This is a genomic window from Variovorax sp. CCNWLW235 (genome assembly GCF_037204085.1).
Classification (GTDB): Bacteria; Pseudomonadota; Gammaproteobacteria; order Burkholderiales; family Burkholderiaceae_C; genus Variovorax.
The window spans coordinates 1-22,834 of record NZ_JBBCBW010000025.1; the positions used below are offsets into that span (position 1 = coordinate 1).

General features: G+C 63.8%; 22 protein-coding genes and 2 riboswitches. Of the genes, 11 read left to right on the plus strand and 11 right to left on the minus strand.

Going from position 1 to position 22,834, the window contains the following annotated elements; genetic code table 11:
* Positions 1-123: 123 nt before the first annotated feature.
* Genes V9L21_RS22170 through V9L21_RS22215 form a run of 10 tightly spaced genes read right to left on the minus strand, consistent with a single transcriptional unit; the run spans position 124 to position 8,185 of the window.
* Complete coding sequence (locus tag V9L21_RS22170) at positions 124-1,104, minus strand: threonine dehydratase (RefSeq protein ID WP_337315034.1); 981 nt, start codon at positions 1,102-1,104, stop codon at positions 124-126.
* 10 nt (positions 1,105-1,114) lie between these two features.
* Entirely contained in the window at positions 1,115-1,747 is a 633-nt protein-coding gene (locus V9L21_RS22175; RefSeq protein ID WP_337315035.1) for a LysE family translocator, read from the minus strand.
* A gap of 5 nt (positions 1,748-1,752) precedes the next feature.
* On the minus strand, positions 1,753-2,445 hold the full coding sequence (locus tag V9L21_RS22180; protein WP_337315036.1) for a VOC family protein: 693 nt from the start codon (positions 2,443-2,445) through the stop codon (positions 1,753-1,755).
* Positions 2,446-2,456: 11 nt separating this feature from the next.
* A complete protein-coding gene (locus tag V9L21_RS22185; protein WP_337315037.1) occupies positions 2,457-3,380 on the minus strand; it encodes a PhzF family phenazine biosynthesis protein in 924 nt (307 codons plus the stop codon).
* A gap of 4 nt (positions 3,381-3,384) precedes the next feature.
* Positions 3,385-4,026: a glutathione S-transferase family protein gene (locus V9L21_RS22190; protein WP_337315038.1), complete on the minus strand. Its 642-nt coding sequence runs from the start codon at positions 4,024-4,026 to the stop codon at positions 3,385-3,387.
* 5 nt (positions 4,027-4,031) lie between these two features.
* Positions 4,032-4,706 (minus strand): LysE family translocator, encoded by a 675-nt coding sequence (locus V9L21_RS22195; protein WP_337315039.1) that lies wholly within the window; start codon positions 4,704-4,706, stop codon positions 4,032-4,034.
* Positions 4,707-4,731: 25 nt separating this feature from the next.
* A complete protein-coding gene (locus tag V9L21_RS22200) occupies positions 4,732-5,358 on the minus strand; it encodes a DJ-1/PfpI family protein (RefSeq protein ID WP_337315040.1) in 627 nt (208 codons plus the stop codon).
* A gap of 33 nt (positions 5,359-5,391) precedes the next feature.
* Positions 5,392-6,594: an aminotransferase-like domain-containing protein gene (locus tag V9L21_RS22205; RefSeq protein WP_337315041.1), complete on the minus strand. Its 1,203-nt coding sequence runs from the start codon at positions 6,592-6,594 to the stop codon at positions 5,392-5,394.
* 38 nt (positions 6,595-6,632) lie between these two features.
* A complete protein-coding gene (locus tag V9L21_RS22210; protein WP_337315042.1) occupies positions 6,633-7,589 on the minus strand; it encodes a DMT family transporter in 957 nt (318 codons plus the stop codon).
* Positions 7,586-8,185 (minus strand): LysE family translocator, encoded by a 600-nt coding sequence (locus V9L21_RS22215; protein ID WP_337315043.1) that lies wholly within the window; start codon positions 8,183-8,185, stop codon positions 7,586-7,588. Before V9L21_RS22215 ends, V9L21_RS22210 begins: the two co-directional genes overlap by 4 nt.
* A 103-nt stretch (positions 8,186-8,288) precedes the next feature.
* Here V9L21_RS22215 and V9L21_RS22220 point away from each other — a divergent pair, with 103 nt between their 5' ends.
* The 3 genes from V9L21_RS22220 to V9L21_RS22230 all read left to right on the plus strand — a co-directional run bounded on the left by V9L21_RS22220 (position 8,289) and on the right by V9L21_RS22230 (position 11,809).
* Positions 8,289-9,704, plus strand: a complete 1,416-nt coding sequence (locus tag V9L21_RS22220) for an aminotransferase-like domain-containing protein (RefSeq protein ID WP_126747656.1) — start codon at positions 8,289-8,291, stop codon at positions 9,702-9,704.
* Positions 9,705-9,801: 97 nt separating this feature from the next.
* Entirely contained in the window at positions 9,802-10,485 is a 684-nt protein-coding gene (locus V9L21_RS22225; RefSeq protein ID WP_337315044.1) for a PhaM family polyhydroxyalkanoate granule multifunctional regulatory protein, read from the plus strand.
* A gap of 43 nt (positions 10,486-10,528) precedes the next feature.
* Positions 10,529-11,809 carry an FIST signal transduction protein gene (locus V9L21_RS22230; RefSeq protein ID WP_337315045.1) on the plus strand — a complete coding sequence of 427 codons (1,281 nt, stop codon included), beginning with the start codon at positions 10,529-10,531 and terminating at the stop codon, positions 11,807-11,809.
* Positions 11,810-11,826: 17 nt separating this feature from the next.
* On the opposite strand, the gene V9L21_RS22235 is transcribed toward V9L21_RS22230, so the two are convergent.
* A complete protein-coding gene (locus tag V9L21_RS22235; RefSeq protein WP_337315046.1) occupies positions 11,827-13,128 on the minus strand; it encodes a D-amino acid dehydrogenase in 1,302 nt (433 codons plus the stop codon).
* A gap of 91 nt (positions 13,129-13,219) precedes the next feature.
* Positions 13,220-13,325, minus strand: a riboswitch (glycine riboswitch).
* A 32-nt stretch (positions 13,326-13,357) separates the two neighbouring features.
* Positions 13,358-13,448: riboswitch (glycine riboswitch) on the minus strand.
* Between the two features lie 116 nt (positions 13,449-13,564).
* On the opposite strand from V9L21_RS22235, the gene rfbB reads away from it, so the two are divergent.
* From rfbB to V9L21_RS22275, 8 genes are all read left to right on the plus strand, one after another.
* Positions 13,565-14,647 carry a dTDP-glucose 4,6-dehydratase gene (gene rfbB / locus V9L21_RS22240; RefSeq protein ID WP_337315047.1) on the plus strand — a complete coding sequence of 361 codons (1,083 nt, stop codon included), beginning with the start codon at positions 13,565-13,567 and terminating at the stop codon, positions 14,645-14,647.
* Positions 14,644-15,534, plus strand: a complete 891-nt coding sequence (gene rfbD, locus V9L21_RS22245) for a dTDP-4-dehydrorhamnose reductase (protein ID WP_337315048.1) — start codon at positions 14,644-14,646, stop codon at positions 15,532-15,534. Before rfbB ends, rfbD begins: the two co-directional genes overlap by 4 nt.
* A gap of 27 nt (positions 15,535-15,561) precedes the next feature.
* On the plus strand, positions 15,562-16,455 hold the full coding sequence (gene rfbA / locus V9L21_RS22250) for a glucose-1-phosphate thymidylyltransferase RfbA (RefSeq protein WP_337315049.1): 894 nt from the start codon (positions 15,562-15,564) through the stop codon (positions 16,453-16,455).
* The gene (rfbC, locus tag V9L21_RS22255) at positions 16,452-17,000 is read left to right on the plus strand and encodes a dTDP-4-dehydrorhamnose 3,5-epimerase (protein ID WP_337315050.1); all 549 of its coding nucleotides are present in this window, start codon (positions 16,452-16,454) and stop codon (positions 16,998-17,000) included. The genes rfbA and rfbC overlap by 4 nt, the downstream gene beginning before the upstream one ends.
* Before the next feature lie 391 nt (positions 17,001-17,391).
* A complete protein-coding gene (galE, locus tag V9L21_RS22260; protein WP_337315051.1) occupies positions 17,392-18,411 on the plus strand; it encodes a UDP-glucose 4-epimerase GalE in 1,020 nt (339 codons plus the stop codon).
* A gap of 11 nt (positions 18,412-18,422) precedes the next feature.
* Positions 18,423-19,451: a class I SAM-dependent methyltransferase gene (locus V9L21_RS22265; protein WP_337315052.1), complete on the plus strand. Its 1,029-nt coding sequence runs from the start codon at positions 18,423-18,425 to the stop codon at positions 19,449-19,451.
* Positions 19,441-21,681 (plus strand): glycosyltransferase, encoded by a 2,241-nt coding sequence (locus V9L21_RS22270; RefSeq protein WP_337315053.1) that lies wholly within the window; start codon positions 19,441-19,443, stop codon positions 21,679-21,681. Before V9L21_RS22265 ends, V9L21_RS22270 begins: the two co-directional genes overlap by 11 nt.
* Positions 21,659-22,774: a glycosyltransferase family 4 protein gene (locus V9L21_RS22275; protein ID WP_337315054.1), complete on the plus strand. Its 1,116-nt coding sequence runs from the start codon at positions 21,659-21,661 to the stop codon at positions 22,772-22,774. Before V9L21_RS22270 ends, V9L21_RS22275 begins: the two co-directional genes overlap by 23 nt.
* Positions 22,775-22,834 lie beyond the last annotated feature (60 nt).

Sequence of the window (22,834 nt, forward strand, 5' to 3'; positions counted from 1 at the left end):
CCGCGCAGCGAAATAAAGGAGGAGGGGCGCAGCCCCGGGGGACATTCGCGGAGGGGAGTACCCGGTGGCCTGTGCACGCGCCCTGAACAACAGCGCCCTGAACAACAGCAGCGCCAAGAATCTCTAGGCCCGCCGCAAGCCACCCCGCCCCAGCACCTCCGCGAACATCTCCGAATCGACATTGCCACCGCTCACGCTGATGCCGACCGTCTTGCCGCGCCAGCGCTCCTGCTGCTGCAACGCCCCCGCGAGCGCCGCAGCGCCCGCACCCTCTGCGACATTGTGCGTGTCGCTGAAGAGAATGCGCATGGCCTCGGCAACCTCGTCGTCGGTGACGGTGATTACGTCGTCGGCCTCGCTCAGGATCACCTCCACCGACTCGGCCACCGGTGTGCGGCAGGCCATGCCGTCGGCGAGCCGAGTGCTGACGGGCGATTCGATGGGCTTCCCCGCGCGGAAGGAGTCGCGGTAGGCCGTGGCATGGGCTGAGACCACGCCGATGAGCCTGGTCGACACGCCGCAATGCGCCCGCGCCGCGGCCGCCGCGGCAAAGCCGGAACCGAGGCCGATTGGCACGAAGAGCACGTCGGGCGGTGCGCTCTTCAGTGCGCTGAAGAATTCGACATACGCTGTAGACACGCCTCGCACCAGCTCGCGGTGGAACGAAGGGACCCGATGCATGCCGTCTCGCTCGGCGAGCATGGCGGCATGCTCCGCGGCGGCCTGAAAGTCTTCGCCATGCTCGACCAGCTGTACGCCCAGCGCGCGCATTGCGGCGTTTTTCTCGAGCGAGTTGCCGTGCGGCACCACGATGGTGGCTGCGAGGCCGTGGCGCCGGGCGGCAAAGCCGACCGACTGGCCGTGGTTCCCGCGCGTGGCGCTGATGGCATGGCGCACGCCGGGTTGCTCGCGCGCCAGGGTTTCGAAGTAGGTCAGCCCGCCGCGAATCTTGAAGGCGCCGGCTGGCGTATGGTTTTCGTGCTTGGCCCACACGGTGGCGCCGAGACGTTGCGCGAGCAGCGGCCACGCGTACTGCGGCGTGGGCGGCATGGCGGCGGCGACGGTGCGCTGGGCGGCTTCGATTTCTTCGCGGGTGAATCTCACGAGCGGCCTTTTATTTGCGTTCCGTCAGCGCGACTCGCACCGCCAGCGCGGCCAGCACGCTGCCCATGATGTAGCGCTGCGCGCGCAGCCAGCCTGCGCTTTGCGACAGCACGGCCGTGATGCTCGCAGCACCCAGGATCATGATGGTGTTGACTGCCGCGCTGCTGGCGATTTGCGCGACGCCCAGCTGCATGCTCTGCAGCAGCACCGAGCCGCGCTCCGGATGAATGAACTGCGGAAAGAACGACAGGTAGAACATCGCGACCTTGGGGTTCAGCAGGTTGGTGAGAAAGCCCATGCGGAACAACTTGCCGGGCCGGTCGGCCGGCAGCGCGCGTGCCTCGAACGGCGCATTGCCGCCGGGCTTGACCGCCTGCCATGCAAGCCACAGCAGATAGGCCGCGCCGGCAAGGCGAATGGCGTCGAACGCGAGCGGCACGGCCAGCAGCAGCGCGGTGAGCCCGAGCGCGGCGGCAAACAGGTGCACCAGAAACGCCATCAGCACCCCGCCGAGCGAAATGAGCCCGGCGCGTCGGCCCTGAATGAGCGTGCGCGACACGCAATAGATCATGTTCGGCCCCGGCGTGAGCGCGAGCAGGATGGCGGCGAGCGCGAACCAGGCGATTTCGGTCAAGGTCAGCATGACGGTCAGAGTCCTTCGGATTGGAGCGTGACCGGGCCGCGCGGCGTGTCGAGCACGGCCACGAGGTTGGGCGCGCCGGGCTGCACGGCCATGCCGGCCATGCCGATGGTGGACAGCGCCGCGGCCAGGTCGGCCGCGCGTGGGTGGGTGGCCTGCAGCGATCGCAGCGCCAGGCCCGAAGTCGGCATGGCATCGGTGGGATGCACGGGGCCCCACTGGATCAGCGTGGGCAGCGCGCCATAGAAGAGCCGCTGGCCGTCGTCGCGCACGGTGATCTGCCATTCGAGCCGGCCGGCGGGCGTGTCGCGCGAGGCTTCGAGCAGTTGGCCGCGATCGATGTGCGCGCGCTCGTCGTGCGCCAGCGCCTGCAGCGTCGCGTGCGCATTGGGCACCCGTGCAACGAAGTGAACCAGCCGCGGTCCGCGCCGCACGAGGCCCGCCTGCAGCACCGCATCGTCCAGGTCGAACCAGCGGCGCGTGCCCGGGCGCGAGGGCCGCTTGCCCGGTTCGATGGCGATGATTTCCAGGTAGGCCTGGGGAAACGCGTCGCTTGCGATGTTCAGCAGCCGGTTGTGCGTGCCCATCAGCGGATGCGAGCCGCCGGGCCCGGGCGTCACGCCCAGGATGGCTTCGCACCACGCCACGCCTTCGGCCAGCGAGGCGGCGGCGATCACCAGGTGGTCGAGTTGAGCGGACATGGTGCCTACCTTTACAGCGTGACCTGGCCGTCGATGCAGGTCACGGCGTCGCCGCCGACCCACACCATGCCGTCGCTGTCGCGCTCGATGTACACGCGCCCCGCGCGTCCGAGGCACTGGCCCTGTGCGGCCACGTAGCGGGCGGGCATGTGGCCGTCGGCAATCAGCCATTCGGCAAGGCCGGCGTTGAGGCTGCCGGTGACGGGGTCTTCCTCGACGCCGATGGGCGCGGCGAAGGCGCGCACCTCCAGGTCGATCTTCTGGTCGCCTCCTTCTGCGGCCGAGGCCTTGCCGCCGAAGGCACGCGCCTCGCGGTTCGAGCGGCCGATGAGCATCGACGAACCCTCTGCCGCAGGCACGCCCGCCACGCCGGCCTTGACGCCCAGCTCCTTGAGCATGCGATGGTCGGGCACGAGCCGCAGCACGGTGTCCGCATCGCTGAGCAGCAGGCCGAACCAGACCGGGCCGTTGTCCAGCACCTGGGCCGCGACGATTTGCTGCGCCTTCAGGCCCAGTGCGCCCGCCACCTTGGCCAGCAGCGTGGGGCTGGGCGCGCTGCGCTTGAGCGGCGGAGCCGAGAAAGCCAGGCGCTCGCCTTCCAAGCGCAGCGGCACCAGGCCTGCTGCGCACTGCTGCACGACGCGGCCCGCCGCCTTGGGCTTGCCGCCGGCCTGCAGCCAGGCATGGCAGCTGCCGATGGTCGGGTGGCCCGCGAACGGCAGCTCGCCGCCCGGCGTGAAGATGCGCACGCGGTAGTCGGCCGTGGGCTCGGTCGGCGGCAGCAGGAAGGTGGTTTCCGACAGGTTGGTCCACTGCGCAAAGCGCTGCATGGCGGCGTCGTCGAGACCGGATCCGTCGAGCACCACGGCAAGCGGATTGCCGAGGTAGGGCGTTGCGGTGAAGACGTCGACTTGTTTGAACGGGCGGGGTTTCATGATGTCATTCGAGCGGGAGATCGAGCACGCCGCGCGTGCCCGGACGGGAGAGGAGTTCGCTGTACCAGCGTTCGAGGTTCGGCCAGCTGGGGCGCTGGTATTCGGCCGGCGGCAGGCCGAACCAGCGGTGCGCCTCGCAGCCGATGGGAATGTCGGCCATGGTGAAGCGGTCGCCCGCTATGAAGGGCTGGCGTGCAAGGTGCGCGTCGAGCATTGCGAACAGCGCTTCGCTCGCATGAACCGAAGCCGCGATGAGCGCAGGTTCGCGTTCGGCCGGCACCGTGCGCACCCATTGCACGAAGGCATCGCGGCTCGCGCGGTTGAGCGTGGTCTGCTGCCAGTCCATCCAGCGCTCGGCGTCGAAGCGCGCGGGCAGGTCGCTCGGGTAGAACTTGCCGTGCGAATGCTTGGCGCACAGGTAGCGCACGATCACGTTCGATTCCCAGAGCGTGACGCGTTCGCTGCCTTCGCCGTCGTCGATGGTGGGCACCATCGCGTTCGGGTTGAGCGCCAGGTATTCGGGCGTTTGCACCACGCCGAAACGGCCGCCGGCTTCTGTGCGTTGAAAGTCGAGCCCGAGTTCCTGCGCGCACCAGACGACTTTGCGCACGTTGATCGAACTGATGCGGCCCCAGATGTTGAGCATGGTGTTCAGCTTCCTTGAGCAGGTGTGGCGGACAGGGCAGAAGGCATGGAAGGACGGTCGAGCAGCAGCAGGCGAATTGCCAGGCCGACCATCACCAGCGCCAGCAGGCCGCGCTGGAATCTTTCAGCCCCCGGACGGCGCTGCAGCCAGCGGCCTGCTTGCCCGCTGCATGCGCCGAGCAGCGTGTTGAATGCGAGCGCGGCAGCCGAGAGCATGACGCCGAGCTGCAGCAGTTGCAAGGGCACGCTGCCGCGCGCCGGGTCGACGAACTGCGGCAGGAACACCATGAAGAACAGCAACGCCTTCGGATTGACCAGGTTGTTGAAAAAGGCCATGCGCACGATGCGCGCGAAAGCGGAGGGCTGCGCGCGCGTGCCGCCCGGTAACCCGACGTTGCTGCTGCGCAGCGACTGCACCGCCAGCCACAGCAGGTACAGCGCGCCCGCGTAGCGCAGCAGGTCGAAGGAAGGAGGCCATGCTGCGACCAGCGCGGTGACGCCGGTGGCGGCAAAGAGTGTATGCACCAGGTCGGCCGACGAAATGCCGAGCGCCGCCGCAAACCCGCCGCGCGGCCCGTGCGCCACGCCGTGCGAGAGCACGAAGGCCATGTTCGGCCCGGGCGACAGGAACAGTGCGAGCACGGCCAGGAGGAAGAGCGCGAGCGTGGCGAGGCTGATCATGGCGTGACCTGCAATGCTTCTTCCTTCAGGCGGCCGCTGTTGCCGCAACCTGCGGGAGGTAAGGCTCGATGTTGCGCATGGCACGCGCCACGTAGTCGTCCTTTTCGCCCACCGGCGCGACATAGTGCAACGCACTCCTTGCTGCCTCGACGCCTTCGCTGCGCGCGATGAGCCAGGCCGCGAGGTAGGGCGCCGACAGGCAGCCGCCGGCGGTGGCCCCGTTGCCGCTCGCGAAGAAAGGCTGGTTGAGCACCTCGACGCCGGCCTCCTGCACCCACGGCTTGGTCGTGAGGTCGGTGCACGCCGGCACTGCGCCCAGCAGGCCCAGCTTGGCGAGCAGCAGGGTGCCCGAGCATTGCGCGCCGATCAGCTGCCGCTTGCCGTCGAGCCGGCGCAGCACACCCATGATGGCGGGATCGGCCGCAATCTCCCGCGTGCGGATGCCGCTGCCGACGAGCACTGCCTCGGCCTCGGTGGCGGCCTCGAGCGTGGAGCTCGCATGCACGGTCACGCCGTTCATCGAGGTGACCGTGGCGCTGGGCGCGGACAGCGTCACGCGCCAGCCCGGCTTCTTGATGCGGTTGAGCACGCCGAGCGCAACCAGCGAATCGAGTTCGTTGAAGCCGTCGAAGGTCAGTATGGCGATGTGCATGGTGGTACCTCTCTGTATGGCGTGTATGGCGGCTCAGACGGGTTCGGGCGCGAGCTTGCGTTCAGCCACTAGCGCCAGTTCTTCGCGCAGCGTCAGGGCCAGCGCGGCGATGGCGACATCGATTTCTTCGACGCTGGCCGTGACGAACGACAAGCGCAGCGTGCGCAGATCGCCCTGGCCCGCATAGAACGGTGCGCCGGGAACGAAGGCCACGTTGCGCTTCACCGCCTTGGGCAGCAGTGCCACCGTGTCGATGCCTTCGGGCATGCGCGCCCACAGGAACATGCCGCCCTTGGGCGCGTTGAACTTCACGTCCAGCCCGGCCATCTCGCGCGTGAGCGCGGCGATCATCGCGTCGCGCTGGCGCTTGTAGAGCGCGCGGATCGTGGGCACATGGCTGTCGAGGAAGTTGTCTTTCATCACCGCCGAAACCATGCGCTGCGTGAAGATGGGCGTGTGCAGGTCGACCGCCTGCTTGGCCTGCAGCAGCTTGGGATAGATGGCCTTTGGCGCGACCAGGAAGCCCAGGCGCAGGCCGGGCGCGAGCACCTTCGAGAACGAGCCCAGGTAGATGCAGCCTTCAGGATTGCGCGCGGTCAGCGGCAGCGGCGGCGCTTCGTCGAACCACAGTTCGCCGTAGGGGTTGTCCTCCACGATTGGCAGGCCCGCAGCAGCGGCCGCGGCGGAGACGTCGGCGCGGCGCTCTTCGGTCATGGTGCGGCCGGTGGGGTTCTGGAAGTTGGGCAGCAGGTAGATGAAGCGGGCATCCTTCGCCTTGGCCACCAGGTCTTCGACGATCACGCCGTCGTCATCGCTTGCCACGCTCACAGGTTCAGGCTCCATGGGACCGAAGGCCTGCAGCGCGCCAAGGTAGGTGGGCGTTTCGACCAGCACCTTGCTGCCGGGGTCGAGCAGCACCTTGGCAACGAGATCCAGCCCCTGCTGCGAACCGGTGGTGATGAGCACCTGCGCGGGATCGACGTTCCACGGCAGCATGTCGGCCACCGCCTGGCGAAGCGGCGCGTAGCCTTCGCTCGCGGCGTATTGCAGGGCCGCCTGGCCGTCCTTGTGCAGCAGCTCGGCGCAGGCGTCGGCAAAGGCCTGGATGGGGAAGGTCTTGGGCGAGGGCAGGCCGCCGGCCAGGCTGATGATGCCGGGGCGCTCGGTGACCTTGAGGATTTCGCGCAGCACCGACGGGTTCATCTTGGCGGCGCGGGCGGCGAGTTTCCAGTTCATGGGTTCTTCTTTCAGGCGGGTGGGGTGAGAGGCGATTGTCAGGATTGTTCGGCGCGCGCCGGGCGCGGCGAAACGGCAGGAGCGGGCTGCGGCTGGGAGAGGCGCTTGCCGAGCACCACGGTGAAGACCACTGCGCCGGCAAAGCCGAGGGTCACTACATCGAGCGGCTCGCCCAGCAACGGAATGGAGGCGAGTATGGACAAAAACGGCTGCAGCAGCTGGGTCTGGCTCACGCGCAGCGCACCGCCCATTGCAAGGCCGCGGTACCAGGCGAAGAAGCCGATCCACATCGAGAACACGCCGACATAGACGAAGCCCGCCCAGGCCGTGGTGGCGATGGGCTCGTGCGGCCACAAGGCAAACGTGGCCGGCAGGGTGACCGGCAACGCCATCACACACACCCAGCAGATTACGCGCTCCGCGCCGAGCGACGGCGTGACCTGCGCGCCGTAGATGTAGCCGAACGAAGCCGCGATGACTGCGCCGACCAGCAGCAGGTCGGCCCATTCGAAACCGAAGCCGTGGCCGTTCTGGCTTGCGCGCAGCAGCGAGAACAGCACGACCAGCACGCTGCCTGCAATGGCGCAGAGCCAGAAGCCGAGCCGCGCGCGCTGGTGCAGCACCAGGGCTGCGACCGCGGCGGTCACCAGCGGCAGCAGTGCGGTGACCACGGCTGCATGGCTGGCCGTGACCACGCGCAGGGCATAGCCCAGCAGCAGCGGGTAGCCGATCACATTGCCGAGCACCGCCATGCCGAGCGGCTTCCACTGGTGCCGCGCAGGCCGGGGCGATCGCGTGGCGAGCAGGAAGATCGTCGAGAGAACGCCGGCCAGTGCGGCGCGGCCCAGCGTGACGAACCAGGGCGAAAGCTGCGGCGCGTCTTGCGTGCCGGTGGCCAGCCGCGTCATCGGCAGCGTGACCGCAAAAAGCGCCACGCCGATCACGCCCAGCCACATGCCGAGGGTTTCGTCCTTGATCGTGAGTCGGCCGCTCATACGCTCAGCATCCACCAGGCCGTGAGCACCAGCACCAGCCCCATCGCGCGGTTGAACCACAGCAGGCGCTTGCCTTTGGACAGCCATTCGCGCAGCAGCGCGCCGACCAGCGCATAGGTGAAGTTGCTGATGAAGGCGTAGACCAGCATCACCGGCGCGACGATGGCGAAGCGGCCGAGCGCATTGGGCTGCCCCGCAATCCAGCCGGCCACCAGCGTGAGCGCGAGCAGCCACGCCTTGATGTTGACGAACTGCAGCATCACGCCCTGTCCGAAGCCGATGTGGAGGCTGGCGCTGTCCGCACGGCCGAGCGTGGCGCTGCCGCTCAGCTTGTAGGCGAGCCACAGCAGGTAGCCCACGCCGAGCGCCTTGATCGCCAGGCGCAGCGAAGGCACGGCCACCACCAGCGCGCCGATGCCGGCCGCGCACAGCACGAGCAGCAACGTCCAGCCCACGGGAACCGCGACCACGAAGCGCATGGCGCGCGGCAGGCCGCCGTTGGCGGCCAGGGCGGTGGAGAGCGTGGTGTTGGGACCGGGCGAGAAGCTCATCGCCGTGGCCAGCACCAGCAGCGCGGTGAATTCTTGCCAGTTCATTGCATACACTCTAAACTTTGGGACCATTACAGTTCCAATACAGTTGATCGAACATATTCGAAAACTGTATTGGCCTGCCACTCGACACAGAAGCGCAAGGCCGATGCTGACACGAACCTCCACCCAGTCGCTCACAGGGCAATTGGCCGACCGGCTGGCAGAGCGCATCCGCACCCGGCTGCTGCCGCCCGGCGCGCGCCTGCCCTCGGTACGCGAATGCGCGCGCCAGCAGGGTGTGAGCCCTTATACGGTGGTGGCCGCCTACGACCAGCTGCTGGCGCAGGGCCTGGTCGAGGCGCGCCGGCAGCGGGGTTTCTACGTGCGCGATGCGGCGCCCGCGCCGGAGGGCCGCCCGGCCAATGCGGCGCCCATGGTCGCGCAGATGATGGCGTCGCGTGTACCGGCCGACGCGAGTTCGCTCATCCGCAGCATGTTTCATCGGCCGAGCGACAAGCCGCAGCCGGGCATGGGGGTGTTTCCGCCGGACTGGATGTCGTCGACCTTCATGCCGACCGCGGTGCGCCGCATGACCAATACAGCCGCGCTGCAGGAGCTGTCGCTCCAGTACGGCGAACCCTCCGGCGACGCCGCGCTGCGCCGCAGCCTGTCGAACAAGCTCGTAGGCATCAACGTACCGGCCGCGCCCGACCAGATCGTGACGACGGTCGGCGCCACGCACGCGCTGGACATCGTGAGCCGCACGCTGTTGCGCGCGGGCGATCCGGTCATGGTGGAGGAGCCTGGGTGGGCGCTCGAATTCGCGCGGCTCGAGGCGCTGGGCATGCGCATCCTGCCGGTACCGCGCCGCGCCGACGGACCCGACCTGGAAGTGATGGCGCAGTACTGCGCACTGCACAGCCCCAAGCTCTTCGTGAGCGTGAGCGTGTTGCACAACCCCACCGGCTACAGCCTCACGCCGGGCAGCGCGCACCGTGTGCTGAAGCTGGCCAACGAGCACGACTTTCACATCGTCGAGGACGACACCTACAGCCATCTCGCGCCCGAGCACGCCACGCGTCTCAGCGCGCTCGACGGGCTGCAGCGCACTATCTATGTGAGCGGGTTCGCGAAGATCCTTGCGCCCAACTGGCGCATCGGTTTTCTGGCCGCCTCGCCGGAGCTGAAGGAGCGGCTGCTCGAAACCAAGCTGCTGGCCACGCTGACCACGCCCACGCTGTTCGAGCGGGCGCTGTCGTGGTGCATCGACCAGGGGCAACTGCGCCGGCACGCCGATCGCATACGCATCCGGCTCGACGGCGCGCGCAGCCGCGCAGTCAAGCTGGCCATGGCGCACGGCTGCACCTTCGCCTCGGAGCCCGCGGGGCTGTTTGGCTGGGTCGATACCGGCGTGGACACCGACGCGCTCACGCAGCGCATGCTCGACCAGGGCTACCTGCTTGCGCCGGGTTCGCTCTTCCATGCGCGCAGGCCGCCGAGCACGATGATGCGCATCAACTTCGCGACTTCGCAGGACGCCGCATTCTGGAAAGTGTTCAGCAAGGTTCGCGCAGAGCTTTGACAGTTCCGGGCAGGTAAACGCGAGGGCCGCAGGCCCAAATTGCCGGTGCGTTGGAGTAAGCTGGCATCACAAGAAAACCCAACCCGGAGACCCCTGCATGAGCAACGCCAGCCAGCCTTTTGACTTCAGTCAATTTGTCCCCGGATTCGACTTTCTGAAGAACCTCGCAGGCGGTGCCGCCGGAGCGGGAGCTGCCACAAGCGCAGTGCCCGGTTTGCCGAGCCTTGCGAGCTGGGTGGCGCCCACACTCAGCGTGGAAGAGGTAGACAAGCGCATCCAGGAGCTCAAGACCGTGCAGTACTGGCTCGAACAGAACGGCCATGCTCTCAAGGCCACCATCCAGGCGCTCGAGGTGCAAAAGATGACACTTTCGACCTTGCGCGGCATGAACGTGCGGATGGAAGATATCGCAAGCGCGTTCACCAAGCAGGCGGCTCCGGCGGCCGCACCGGCTGCCGCATCGGTCGCGCCTGAGCCGGAAGTCGAGGCCGCGGAGGAAGCGCCGGCACCCGCCAAAAAAGCGCGCAGCAAGCCGGCGTCGGCTGCCTCCGCATCGGGCAGCGACGGTGGCGTGATCGATCCGATGCAATGGTGGGGTTCATTGACCGAGCAGTTCCAGCAGATCGCCACATCGGCGCTGCACGACGCGGCCCAGCTCAAGGTGCCTGCATCGGCCGCCGCTCCCGCGGCTCCAAAGCCGGCCGCAAGGAAGGCGACAGCAACCGCTGCCAAAAAGAAGGCACCGACCGCGGCGCGAAAGCGAACGACCGGACGGCGCTGACGTCATACATACACACCTTGAAGAGAACGGGTTGGCACGCATCATGAAGTTGTTTCCCTCCGGTCACGCCACCCATCCGCAATGGCGCATGGCGGCCGGCCTTGTGCTGGCCCAGTTGCGCGCCCAAATGGCGCTGCCCGACTACGCGTCGGCACCGACGCTCGGGCTGCTCTACATCACCGACCACTATGCGTCCGATGCGCAAGACATCCTCGACCACCTGAGCGCCGAGCTTCCGGAGGTGACCGACTGGTCCGGCACCGTCGGCATCGGCGTATCGGCCAACAATGCCGAATACTTCGATGAGCCCGGCCTGAGCCTGATGCTCTGCGCGCTGCCGAGCGACCAATACCGTGTGTTCTCCGGCGTGGCGCCGCTGGGCAACTCGGAAATGAGCGGCTTCGAGGCGCATACCGCGCTCGTGCATGCCGACCCGGCCACCCCCGATCTCACCGAATTGATCGGCGAGATGGCGGGCCGCACCGACACCGGCTACCTGTTCGGCGGCCTCTCGTCGGGCCGTGCAGGCGCCTTGCAGTTTGCGGTCGGCGGCAACGGCAACATCCGCGGCCACGGTGCGGCGGGCGGCGTGTTCTCGGGAGGCTTGTCGGGCGTGGTGTTCGGCGAAGGCGTGCGGCTGGTGTCGCGCGTCACGCAAGGCTGCCAGCCGCTGCGCTCCGGCGCGGGACGCGAGCGCGAGATCACCGAAGCCGATGGCAACCTGCTGCTCAAGCTCGACGGCGAACCCGCGCTCGACGTGCTGCTGGCCGACCTGCAGGTGACGCTGGAGCGCCCACAGGAAGCCATCGACGCCGTGCGCGCCACCCTGGTGGGCCTGGGAGATGCGGGCAGCGACGGCATTCGCCGTACCGGCGACCTGGGCGCCGACGTGCTGGTGCGCCACATCATCGGCCTGGACCCCACGCGCCGCGGCATCGCCATTGCCGACGTGGCCGAGGCCGGCATGCGCCTGACCTTCTGCCGGCGCAATGCACAGGCCGCGCGCGCCGACCTGATGCGCATCTGCGCGGAAATCCGCGAGGAGCTGGAGCCCGAAGAGCAGACCCTGGCCACCGCGCGCGCCGTGGCGGCCGGAGAAGCCGAAGCAGCGCCGCATCCGGCGCGCCGCATTGCCGGCGCCGTGTACGTGAGTTGCTCAGGACGCGGCGGGCCGCATTTCGGCGCACCGGGCGCCGAACTGCAGATCGTGCGGCACGCGCTGGGCGACGTGCCGCTCGTTGGCTTCTTTGCGGCGGGGGAGATTGCCCGGCACCACCTGTATGGATATACGGGGGTGTTGACGGTGTTTACCGGCAACGACTGACCGCCGCCACGGCCAGATCAGGCCGGCTGGAGCACGCGCGCTGCTGGTGCAGGCATGCCGGCAAACGCAAAATCGACTTCGGGTGCAAGCCCGCTCACGATCCGCGCCACCGACTTGCCCGAGCCGCACGCATGCGTCCAGCCGAGCGTGCCGTGCCCGGTATTCAGGTACAGGTTCGGCAGCTTCGTCTTGCCGACCAGAGGGACGTTGCTCGGCGTTGCGGGGCGCAGGCCGGTCCAGAACTGCGCCTGCGTGGTGTCGCCGGCGCCGGGAAAGAGCTGTTCAACGCGCCGCACGATCGCTTCGCAGCGCACGCGGTTCAAGTCGCGGTCATAGCCGTTGAGCTCGGCTGTGCCGGCAATGCGCAGGCGGTCTCCGGAGGCTGAGGTGTAGTGCGAGAACACGAGCTTGAATTCGTCGTCGGTCAGCGAGACCTGGTGCGCCCTCGTCGCGTCTTTGACCGGCAGCGTGACCGAATAGCCTTTGGCCGGATAGATGGGCAGGCGCATGCCCAGCGGCGCGGCATACAGCGGACTCAACGCGCCCATTGCAAGCACGAAGGCGTCGCCGCGGATGCGTTGAAAGCGCCCTTCGCTGTCGGTAGCTTCCACGTGGTCGATGTTGCCGCCCGCTTCGCGCAGCGCAGTCACCGTGTGGCTCATGAGGAACTTCACGCCCGCCGCTGCCGCGAGGCGTGCCATTTCGCGGGCGAAGAGGTTGGCGTCGCCGGATTCGTCTTCTGCCGTGTAGGTGGCACCGGCCAGTTGCGGGCGGATGTGCGCAAGGGCGGGCTCGATCTTTACCGCCTCGTCCGCGGAGATGACTTGCCGTTCGCATCCGAGCGCGCGCATCTGCTCGGCGGGCGCAAGGGCGCTGTCGAACTCTTTCTGCGTCGTATAAAAGTGCAGGATGCCTTGCGTGCGTTGGTCGTAGGCGATGCCGGTGTCGCGCCGCAACTGCTGCAGCACATCGCGGCTGTAGGTGCCCAGCCGCACGATCTGCTCGATGTTGTGCTTCGTGCGGGCGGGGGTGCATTCGCGCAGGAATTGCAGGCCCCAGAGCCATTGGCGCATGTCGGCGCGAATGCGAAAGAGCAGCGGGGCGTCTTCCTTGCCCAGCCATTGCAGCACCTTGAGCGGTGCACTCGGATTGGCCCAGGGTTCGGCGTGGCTGACGGAGATCTGCCCGCCGTTGGCAAAGCTGGTTTCAGCGGCCGGGGTGGCCTGCCGGTCGATGACGGTCACTTCATGGCCGAGCTGCTGGAGGTAGTAGGCCGAGGTCACGCCGAGCAAGCCGGCGCCAAGAACGATCACGCGCATTTCAAGTACCTTTGAGGTTGAAGCGCTTGAACGGCGGGCGAGGTCTGCTATTGAATAAATAGCAAGCAACCGGACGACCGCCGTCCAAGTTGCCGCTCCCCCTGTCCTCGGTACCTGAGAGATTCACCCGTTGCGCCCGCAACGGGTTTGCTCCTTCGGTGCATCACGCGAGGTGATGGCTCTCCAGACGGCGTGTCAGTTGGTGCAGTACAGGCCCCTTGCCGAAATTTCGAGAACTTCGTCGGGCCGACCTGAGCGTTTATGGGAGTTTGCGCCTTCGGTAGGGCAACCGGGGTTGCCCGCTCTCCTGCAGTGGCGCGATTGTAGGCGGAGCTTGCGGAGGCGCCAACCCTTGCTCCGGCCCGGCGGAGGGCCAATGGGATAATCGCCCGTTCATTCGCCAGAGGGCGATCGTTCGACAACAACAGGGGACCTCATGATCCTGGTAACCGGCGGCGCGGGCTTCATTGGCGCCAATTTCGTACTCGACTGGATCGCGCAGAGCGATGAGTCTGTCGTCAATCTCGACAAGCTGACCTATGCGGGCAACCTCGAGACGCTTGCATCGCTCAAGGGCAAGCCGAACCACATTTTCGTGCAGGGCGACATCGGCGACAGCGCTCTGGTCGATCACCTTTTGGCCGAGCACAAGCCGCGTGCCATCGTGAACTTTGCCGCGGAATCGCACGTCGACCGCTCCATTCACGGGCCGGAAGACTTCGTGCAGACCAACGTGCTCGGCACCTTTCGCCTGCTCGAGTCGGTGCGCGGCTACTGGAGCGCACTGCCGGCGGAGCAAAAGTCTGCTTTCCGCTTCCTGCATGTGTCGACCGACGAGGTCTACGGCTCGCTCTCCAAGACGGACCCTGCCTTTACCGAAGAGAACAAGTACGAGCCCAACAGCCCCTACTCGGCCAGCAAGGCCGCCAGCGACCATCTTGTGCGCGCCTGGCACCACACCTACGGCCTGCCGGTGGTTACCACCAACTGCTCCAATAACTACGGTCCGTTCCACTTTCCCGAGAAGCTCATCCCGCTGATGATCGTCAACGCCCTGGCCGGCAAACCCCTGCCCGTGTACGGCGACGGCATGCAGGTGCGCGATTGGCTCTACGTGAAGGACCACTGCAGTGCCATCCGCCGCGTGCTCGAGGCCGGCAAGCTCGGCGAGACCTACAACGTCGGCGGCTGGAACGAGAAGCCCAACATCGAGATCGTGAACACCGTGTGCGCGCTGCTCGACGAACTGCGCCCGCGCGCTGACGGCAAGCCGTACAAGGAACAGATCAGCTACGTTACCGACCGCCCCGGCCACGACCGGCGCTACGCCATCGATGCACGCAAGCTCGAGCGCGAGTTGGGCTGGAAGCCCGCTGAAACCTTCGACACCGGCATTCGCAAGACCGTCGAGTGGTACCTTGCACACGGCGAATGGGTACGCAACGTGCAAAGCGGCGCGTACCGCGAGTGGGTCGAGAAGCAATACGACGCCGCACCCGCGGCCAAGGCTGCGGCATGAAGTTGCTGCTACTCGGCAAGGGCGGGCAGGTCGGCTGGGAGCTGCAGCGCAGCCTTGCGCCGCTGGGCGAACTGGTGGCGCTCGATTTCGACAGCACCGATTTCAACGCCGACTTCAGCCGTCCGGAGCAGTTGGCCGAGACCGTACTCAAGGTGCGGCCTGACGTGATCGTCAACGCCGCGGCCCACACGGCCGTCGACAAAGCCGAGAGCGAGCCCGACCTTGCGCGCAAGCTCAATGCCACCTCGCCCGGCGTGGTGGCCGAAGCCGCCGGGCAGATCGGTGCACTCATGGTGCATTACTCGACCGACTACGTGTTCGACGGCAGCGGCAGCAAGCCCTGGCAGGAAGACGATGCCACCGGCCCACTCAGTGTGTATGGCCGCACCAAGCTCGAGGGCGAACAGTTGGTGGCCAAGCACTGCGCCAAGCACCTGATCTTTCGCACCAGCTGGGTGTTTGCCGCGCGCGGCGGCAACTTCGCCAAGACCATGCTGCGGCTTGCCAAGGAGCGCGACAAACTGACCGTCATCGACGACCAATACGGGGCTCCGACCGGTGCCGAGCTGCTGGCCGATGTCACGGCGCATGCGATCCGCGCCACCTTGCAAGACCCTTCCAAGGCGGGCCTGTACAACGTGGTTGCCGGCGGCGAAACCACCTGGTGCGGCTATGCGCGCTTCGTGCTGGAGCAAGCGCGGCAGGCCGGTGTAGACCTCAAGGCCGGCCCCGAGCAAGTTGAAGCCGTGCCTACGAGCGCCTTCCCGACGCCAGCGAAGCGGCCTCACAACTCGCGTCTCGATACCGCCAAGCTGCAGACCATATTTGGTCTGCGCCTGCCGCCCTGGCAAGAAGGCGTTGCGCGCATGCTGCGCGAGACGCTCTGAAGAGTGAATTCACACGAGAAGAAACGCATGACCACGACGCAACGTAAAGGCATCATCCTCGCCGGTGGCTCGGGCACCCGGCTGCACCCAGCAACGCTGGCGATAAGCAAACAGCTGCTACCGGTGTACGACAAGCCGATGATTTATTACCCGCTCAGCACGTTGATGCTGGGTGGCATGCGCGACATCCTGATCATCAGCACGCCGCAGGACACGCCGCGGTTCCAGCAACTGCTGGGGGATGGCAGCCAGTGGGGCATGAACCTGCAGTACGCGGTGCAACCGAGTCCGGATGGGCTCGCGCAGGCGTTCATCATCGGGGACAAGTTCGTGGGTAACAGCCCCAGCGCGCTGGTGTTGGGGGACAACATCTTCTATGGGCATGACCTCGTGCATCTGCTCGCCGATGCCGACGCGAAGCAGTCGGGTGCGACGGTATTCGCGTACCACGTGCAAGACCCCGAGCGCTACGGCGTGGTGGCGTTCGATGCCAAGGGCAAGGCCAGCAGCATCGAAGAAAAGCCGTTGAAGCCGAAGAGCAGCTATGCGGTGACGGGCTTGTATTTTTACGACAATCAGGTTGTTGACATCGCCAAGGCAGTTAAGCCCAGCGCGCGCGGCGAGTTGGAAATCACCGCTGTCAACCAAGCGTATCTCGACCTCAATCAGTTGAACGTGCAGATCATGCAGCGTGGGTACGCGTGGCTGGATACCGGCACGCACGAGAGCTTGCTGGAGGCGGGGCAGTTCATTGCAACTCTGGAGCATCGGCAAGGACTGAAGATTGCCTGTCCGGAGGAGATCGCGTGGCGCAACAAATTCATTACGACCGAGCAACTCCAAAAGCTCGCGATGCCGCTGGAGAAGAGCGGCTACGGCAGATATCTGAAACATTTGCTGAATGACGAGGTACGCTCATGAAGGTCACGCCGACCTTGATCCCTGATGTTCTCGTCCTCGAGCCAAAGGTATTCGGCGATGCAAGAGGCTTCTTCTTTGAGAGCTTTAACCAAAAGGCCTTCGATGAGGCGATCGGCAAGCACGTTGATTTTGTCCAGGACAATCATTCGCGCTCTGCCAAGGGCGTGCTGCGGGGGCTGCACTACCAGATCCAGCAGCCCCAGGGAAAGCTTGTGCGTGTTGTAAGGGGGGCGGTGTTCGATGTGGCTGTCGATATCCGGAGGTCTTCGCCGACTTTTGGCAAATGGGTCGGTGCCGAGTTAAGCGAAGAGAATCATCGTCAGCTCTGGGTACCGGTTGGGTTTGCGCATGCCTTTCTCGTGTTGAGCGATGAGGCGGAATTCTTGTATAAGACGACGGATTTCTACGCGCCGGCATATGAGCGCTGCATCCAATGGGACGATCCTGACCTGGCAATCGCTTGGCCTAACTTGGGCTTGCATCCTCAACTGTCTGCCAAGGATCAAGCAGGCGCGAGCCTTGCCCGTGCCGAAATATTCGACTGACTGGGCATGCCGTCACCTGCTGTGCTCTTGGCTGGCAGCGTACGAAAATTTCCTTGTCACAGGGGCCGCTCATGCGGCGGAGTTGCCGTCGCGAAGTCCTAGGGGACTTCCCGGGAGCTTCGGGGAGCGGAATTCTCTTCCCGGTTCGTGGCGAGCACACCCGTCGTCACGCCTGATTTTGTTACGCGTGGGGACGCAGAGCTAGGTCGGGATTGAGGCAAGCCGGAGTCATGAAGTGGCCTTTGTACGTTGGTTTGTCGCCACGATCATGGTGAAACTGCCAGCATGGCGGGGTACCGAGTGGCGTGCTGGGGGCGGCTGGACCCACAGCGACTAAAATGCAAAATAAAAGTTTTTCTTGGTAATCAAAATTAGATGAAATACGAGATCTATGTCGCATAAGATTTTGGTTACGGGGGGCGCAGGCTATATCGGTTCACATACGGTGGTCGAGTTGCTGAAAACGAATGCAGATGTCGTCGTACTGGATAACTTCTGCAATAGCACTCGTATGGCATTGACACGGGTAGAGAGAATTGCCGGTAAGCGCGTAAATTTTTATGAAGGCGATATTCGAAGTTCAAACCAACTACTCAAGATCTTCCGGGAAAACGAAATCGGATCGGTCATTCATTTTGCAGGGCTGAAGGCGGTCGGCGAATCTGTGGCGGATCCGATTTCTTATTACGAGAACAATGTCGCAGGAACCATCCAGCTCTTGAAGGTCATGCGACAATGCGATGTGAGGTCTTTCGTGTTTTCTTCCTCTGCAACGGTGTACGGCGACCCCGCTTCCATGCCGGTGCGTGAGGATTTTCCTCGTTCCGCGACCAACCCCTACGGACGTTCTAAGTTGATGGTTGAGGAAATTCTCGAAGATCTATGTAATTCAGAGGCTGGTTGGCGAATTGCTCGCCTTCGTTATTTCAATCCTGTGGGTGCGCATGCAAGCGGTGAAATCGGCGAAAACCCCAACGGCATTCCCAATAACCTCTTGCCCTACATTGCCCAAGTCGCCATCGGCAAGCGGGAATGCCTGAGTGTTTTTGGAGGTGACTACCCCACCCTTGACGGCACTGGAGTCAGAGATTTCATTCATGTCGTCGATCTCGCAAACGGCCACCTCGCAGCCCTGAACTACCTTCGTACCAATGAAGGTTTGTTGACGGCAAATCTGGGAACAGGCTCAGGCGTCAGCGTGTTGCAAATGATCGAGGCATTTGAAAAGGCCTGTGGCAAATCCATCAATTACAAGATTGTTGGTAGACGCCCGGGTGACGTCGCTGAGTGCTGGGCTGATCCTTCTTATGCTAAGGAAAAGCTGGGCTGGGAGGCACGTCGCTCTCTAGATGAAATGTGCGTGGACGCGTGGCGGTGGCAGTCCAAGAATCCTAACGGTTTTGTTATCTGAGTGAATGATTGATGAAAGCACAACTTAGAAAAATTGCACGAAAGATGGCCGGCTGGCCAGTGCTTGGTCGATTTGTACGCATCGGAATCGCGGTCATACGTTTGCCCGAAGCAAATCACCGCAAGCTGATTTTCGAAACCCAGCAGCTTCCCGGAATTCTCCAGGCGATCTCAGAGATCAATCATCGTCAATTGACGAGCGTGACCGCAAAGGACAACCTGACCAGGTCGGTGCCCGTCGCGTTGCGTAATATCACGCGCGCCTCGAAGGCGCTGGAGCAGGATGTCAGGGCCACGGATGGCCGTTTGGACACGGTTTCGCAGTCAATGTCGGAGGCTAGGGCGCAGATCGAGGGGATGACCGAATCGATTCAGTATCTCCTCCAACGCACGGAGTTCGTGCGCAGCGAACTAATGTTCGAGATGCGCTATGGCGCGGGCAGCTCAACCGCTGATCAGCGGGTGGAATCCAGCGACGAAATTCAACCCCGGGTTGTCGCAGAAGAAAAGGTTTCCGCGGCAAAGGCAGCGCAAGCGCTACGCGTGAACTTGGGCTGCGGGCATGTTCCTCTTGCCGGCTATCTGAATGTCGACAGTCGTGACCTGCCCGGCGTCGATATCGTGGCTGAGGTCGGACAGCTGCCTTTCGCACCGGGCGAGCTCAGCGAAGTATTTTCCGCACATCTACTCGAGCATTTTCCCCAGGAGAAGCTGCGGCGTGTCCTGCTGCCGTACTGGTTCTCCCTGCTGAGGGTTGGCGGTACCTTCAAGGCCATCGTTCCGGATGCTGCGGGCATGGTTCGCGCGTACGCGTCCAACGAATACACCTTCGACAACTTCCGCCAAGTGACATTCGGTGGACAGGACTACAACGGGGATTTCCATTTCAATATGTTCACTTCGGAGTCCATGCGCCAGCTTCTGCTGGAGGCCGGATTCATCGATGTCGAGGTGATTGCCGAAAACCGCGAGAACGGTGGGTGCAAGGAATTTGAAATCACCGCACGGCGTGGTCAAGGGAGCCAGTTGAATGGTCAATAAAGACGCTTATTTCCCCTCGGTGTCGGTGATCATCAATACGGACGGCCGCGCCAAGAGCTTAGCGATCTGTTTGGAAAGCCTGCGCTATCTTCGGTACCCGAATTTCGAGGTCGTCGTGGTTGCGGGGCCGACCAGGGACGGAACCCACGAATTGTGCGAGTCCTATGGCGACGCCATCAAGTACGGCGTTTGCCCCGAAAGAAACCTCTCTCAATCGAGAAACATCTCGATCGAAATCTGTTCTGGTGAGTTTGTTGCGTTCCTGGACGACGACTCCATTCCCGAGCCTGAATGGCTCAACGATGTGATGCCCGCGTTCCAGGATCCGGAAGTTGCGGTGGCCGGAGGCTTTCTCCACGATCACACTGGAAAGACTTATCAGTGGAAGTTCGGCACGCTGGATCGCTTTGGCGGGGCCGATACCTCTTGGACCCGTGCGACGCCGGAATTCAACTTCCCTGGAAGCTTCAACTACCCGCACGTGATGGCCAACAGCGTGTTCAGGCGGTCGGCGATCGTTGAAGTCGGTGGTTTCGATGAGGAGTACGAGTACTTCCTCGACGAAAGCGACATCATTCTTCGCTTCGTCGATGCAGGCCTGAAGGTCGCCCAACTGGACAAGGGCTTCATCCATCACAAATACATGCCCAGTCACATCCGCAACGAATCGCGGGTGCTGACGAGCTGGTACTCGGTGGTCAAGAACAAGGCTTATTTCGCCTTGCGCCATGCTCGCGATCACGTCGGCGTGGGCGAGATCGTCGCGGCAGTGAACACCTTGATCGAGGAATTCAGGGCTGGCGTGAAATGGGCGATCGGAGAGGGCAAGCTCGGAGCCGAGTATGCCGAACGGTTCGAGGAAGAAGTTGATCGTGCGCTCCAGGACGGCCTGACGCGCGGATTGAACGGCGCCAGAAGGATTCCTGGTCCCGAGCCGATGAAGGGGGCGCCGGGGCTGACTCGATTCATACCTTGGCTCGAAGCACGAGCCCAACGCTGCTTCGTTCTGGTGAGCAAAACCTATCCCCCGGGGAACACCGGCGGCATTGGGCGCTATGTCCATCAGCTGGCTGTGGATCTCGCGAAGCTCGGGCACCAGGTGCATGTGCTGACGACCGGAAGCGAGCACGACCGCGTCGATTTCGAAGAGAAGGTCTGGGTGCACCGGATCAGCCCCAGGGAATTCGAAGCACCATCCGGACTGGCGGTGCCGCGGCATATCTGGAACTACTCCCAGACGATGCTGGAAGAAGCCCGGGAGATCGCCAGTCGCCGTTCCATCGAAGCGGTCTATGCGCCGATCTGGGACGTCGAAGGCGTCGCGTTCCTGGTGAGCAAGGAATTCCCCTTGGTCACCAGCCTTCAGACCACTCTGGCGTTCTATCTCGCCTCCAATCCGGAGAAGAGAAAGGACGAGGATTTCATGAATTCATTCGTGACGCCCATGCTTGCTTTGGAGCGGCGGATGATGAAGGAGAGCGACGGCATTCACGCCATCAGCCAGGTGATCGTGGAAGAAATCCAGGAGGCCTATGCGTTCGAGTTCGATCCGAAGAAGTTGAATGTGCTTCATCTGGGCCTGCAGGATTGGTCTCAGGAGAACAACGAGAGTCTTCAGCCCATGCCGGCCGGTGTTGTGCGCATGTGTTTCGTAGGAAGAATGGAGTTGCGCAAGGGGGCGGACGTTTTTCTCGCCATCGCTCCCCGGCTACTCGAGAAATACCCGCTACTTCATATCGACATCGTGGGAGAAGACGGCATCCCCCAAGCGGATGGCACGACCCTGCGCGCGGTATTCGAAGCTGCAAATCCCCCAATTCGCGAAAGTGGACGCATAGTATTCCACGGGAGCGTTTCCGATGCCCGCCTGCGCGCCTTCTATGCGGGGGCGGACATCATCGTCGCACCATCCCGGTTTGAATCGTTCGGTCTGGTCCACTTGGAGGGCATGATGTTTGGCAAGCCGGTGGTTGGCGGCGACATCGGCGGCATGAAGGAAGTCATACAGGGCGAGGAGACCGGATTGCTGGCAACGCCAGGCGACCAAGAGTCGCTTTTCCAGTGTCTTGTGCGCCTCGTCGACGACCCGGAATATCGCTCGAGGCTTGGTAGGGCTGCCCGGGAACGGTATCTGTCCAAGTTTCAGTCCGAGAAGATGGCCAAGGGATTGATTCAGGTTTTCGAAAAAACAAAGGGAGAGAAGAAATTTGAAGATCGCTTACATCAATAGCGTCTGCAAGCGGCACGATGCAATATCCAATGCAATACGGGATGAAATAAATTGGGTGCGCGAGGCCGGGCACGATATTCGGTTTTATGCGTATGCCTGCGATTATCAAGAATTGCCTTTTGTGTATGTGGAAAGAGAATCCGATATTGCGTTCGACCCGTTTTTTCAGGCGTGCGATCTCGTTCTTTTTCATTTTGGTATTTACTATCCGCTTTTCAACCTCCTACCCGTGGTCCGGGCTGGCGCAAAGAGAATCGTAGTCTTCCATAACATCACGCCGAAGGCGTTTTTGCCTTCGTCCGCTCACGCAGTAATAGAGCGCTCGTTCGAGCAGGTCAGCAACATTGCTTTTGCCGATCATGTGGTTTGCGACAGCGAAACGAACCGGCAGATTCTTCTGGATGCGGAGATCCAAGTTCCCACCACGGTGCTTCCGCTGAGCGTGCACAACAACTTGCGCCCGCCCGCCAAAAAGCCGAGCTTCGACGATGGCATCCTGAGGCTGGTATTCCTGGGCCGGTTGGTCAAGTCCAAGGGGCCCGTCGACCTGCTCATGGCCGTTTCGAAGGTTCTGGATCGTCACGCGGCGTGGCAGGTGCGCCTGGACATGGTGGGTAACGTCAATTTCTCGGACACTCGCGTCGTCGCCGACGTCAATGAGCGGCTGAGCGCTTTGCAGCAGAAATATGGGGCAAGGTTTTCCACAAAATTTCATGCAAATGCCTCGGAAGAAGATAAGTGCCGGATTCTTTCCGACGCCGATCTCTTCGTCCTGCCGACCTACCACGAAGGGTTTTGTGTGCCCATCTTGGAGGCGTTCGCGAGTGGATGTTGCGTGATTGCTTACGAAAACAGCAATACGCCGGCGATTTCGGGTGGCTTGGCCACATTGGTGCCTACGGGCGATCTCGAGCTGCTGGCGGAAGCCATTTCGCGGGTCGGTGCAACTGTCCGCTCTTCGCAGTGGGGGGCGGAGGGCGGAATGTACGCCGACAAGGCTGCCGAAGCGGTGAGCTACACGCAAAATTTCTCGCCTGCAGTCATCAGGACGCGCTATCTCCGATTCATCGAGGAGCAGGCTCCCAACTTCTAGTGGCGTCTCTCGCCGCACGTCGGCGCCTGGACGCAAATCGAAGCCGGGGCGTGGGGCTTC

Excerpts from the sequence above, each read along its gene's own strand:
- galE (WP_337315051.1), top strand. The coding sequence starts at position 17,392 with ATGTCGCATAAGATTTTGGTTACGGGGGGCGCAGGCTATATCGGTTCA.
- rfbC (WP_337315050.1), top strand. The coding sequence starts at position 16,452 with ATGAAGGTCACGCCGACCTTGATCCCTGATGTTCTCGTCCTCGAGCCA.
- V9L21_RS22225 (WP_337315044.1), top strand. The coding sequence starts at position 9,802 with ATGAGCAACGCCAGCCAGCCTTTTGACTTCAGTCAATTTGTCCCCGGA.
- V9L21_RS22270 (WP_337315053.1), top strand. The coding sequence starts at position 19,441 with ATGGTCAATAAAGACGCTTATTTCCCCTCGGTGTCGGTGATCATCAAT.
- V9L21_RS22200 (WP_337315040.1), bottom strand. The coding sequence starts at position 5,358 with ATGCACATCGCCATACTGACCTTCGACGGCTTCAACGAACTCGATTCG.
- V9L21_RS22230 (WP_337315045.1), top strand. The coding sequence starts at position 10,529 with ATGAAGTTGTTTCCCTCCGGTCACGCCACCCATCCGCAATGGCGCATG.
- rfbD (WP_337315048.1), top strand. The coding sequence starts at position 14,644 with ATGAAGTTGCTGCTACTCGGCAAGGGCGGGCAGGTCGGCTGGGAGCTG.
- V9L21_RS22210 (WP_337315042.1), bottom strand. The coding sequence starts at position 7,589 with ATGAGCGGCCGACTCACGATCAAGGACGAAACCCTCGGCATGTGGCTG.
- V9L21_RS22235 (WP_337315046.1), bottom strand. The coding sequence starts at position 13,128 with ATGCGCGTGATCGTTCTTGGCGCCGGCTTGCTCGGCGTGACCTCGGCC.
- V9L21_RS22215 (WP_337315043.1), bottom strand. The coding sequence starts at position 8,185 with ATGAACTGGCAAGAATTCACCGCGCTGCTGGTGCTGGCCACGGCGATG.
- V9L21_RS22175 (WP_337315035.1), bottom strand. The coding sequence starts at position 1,747 with ATGCTGACCTTGACCGAAATCGCCTGGTTCGCGCTCGCCGCCATCCTG.
- V9L21_RS22195 (WP_337315039.1), bottom strand. The coding sequence starts at position 4,706 with ATGATCAGCCTCGCCACGCTCGCGCTCTTCCTCCTGGCCGTGCTCGCA.
- V9L21_RS22205 (WP_337315041.1), bottom strand. The coding sequence starts at position 6,594 with ATGAACTGGAAACTCGCCGCCCGCGCCGCCAAGATGAACCCGTCGGTG.
- V9L21_RS22265 (WP_337315052.1), top strand. The coding sequence starts at position 18,423 with ATGAAAGCACAACTTAGAAAAATTGCACGAAAGATGGCCGGCTGGCCA.
- V9L21_RS22185 (WP_337315037.1), bottom strand. The coding sequence starts at position 3,380 with ATGAAACCCCGCCCGTTCAAACAAGTCGACGTCTTCACCGCAACGCCC.
- V9L21_RS22220 (WP_126747656.1), top strand. The coding sequence starts at position 8,289 with ATGCTGACACGAACCTCCACCCAGTCGCTCACAGGGCAATTGGCCGAC.
- rfbA (WP_337315049.1), top strand. The coding sequence starts at position 15,562 with ATGACCACGACGCAACGTAAAGGCATCATCCTCGCCGGTGGCTCGGGC.
- V9L21_RS22180 (WP_337315036.1), bottom strand. The coding sequence starts at position 2,445 with ATGTCCGCTCAACTCGACCACCTGGTGATCGCCGCCGCCTCGCTGGCC.
- rfbB (WP_337315047.1), top strand. The coding sequence starts at position 13,565 with ATGATCCTGGTAACCGGCGGCGCGGGCTTCATTGGCGCCAATTTCGTA.
- V9L21_RS22190 (WP_337315038.1), bottom strand. The coding sequence starts at position 4,026 with ATGCTCAACATCTGGGGCCGCATCAGTTCGATCAACGTGCGCAAAGTC.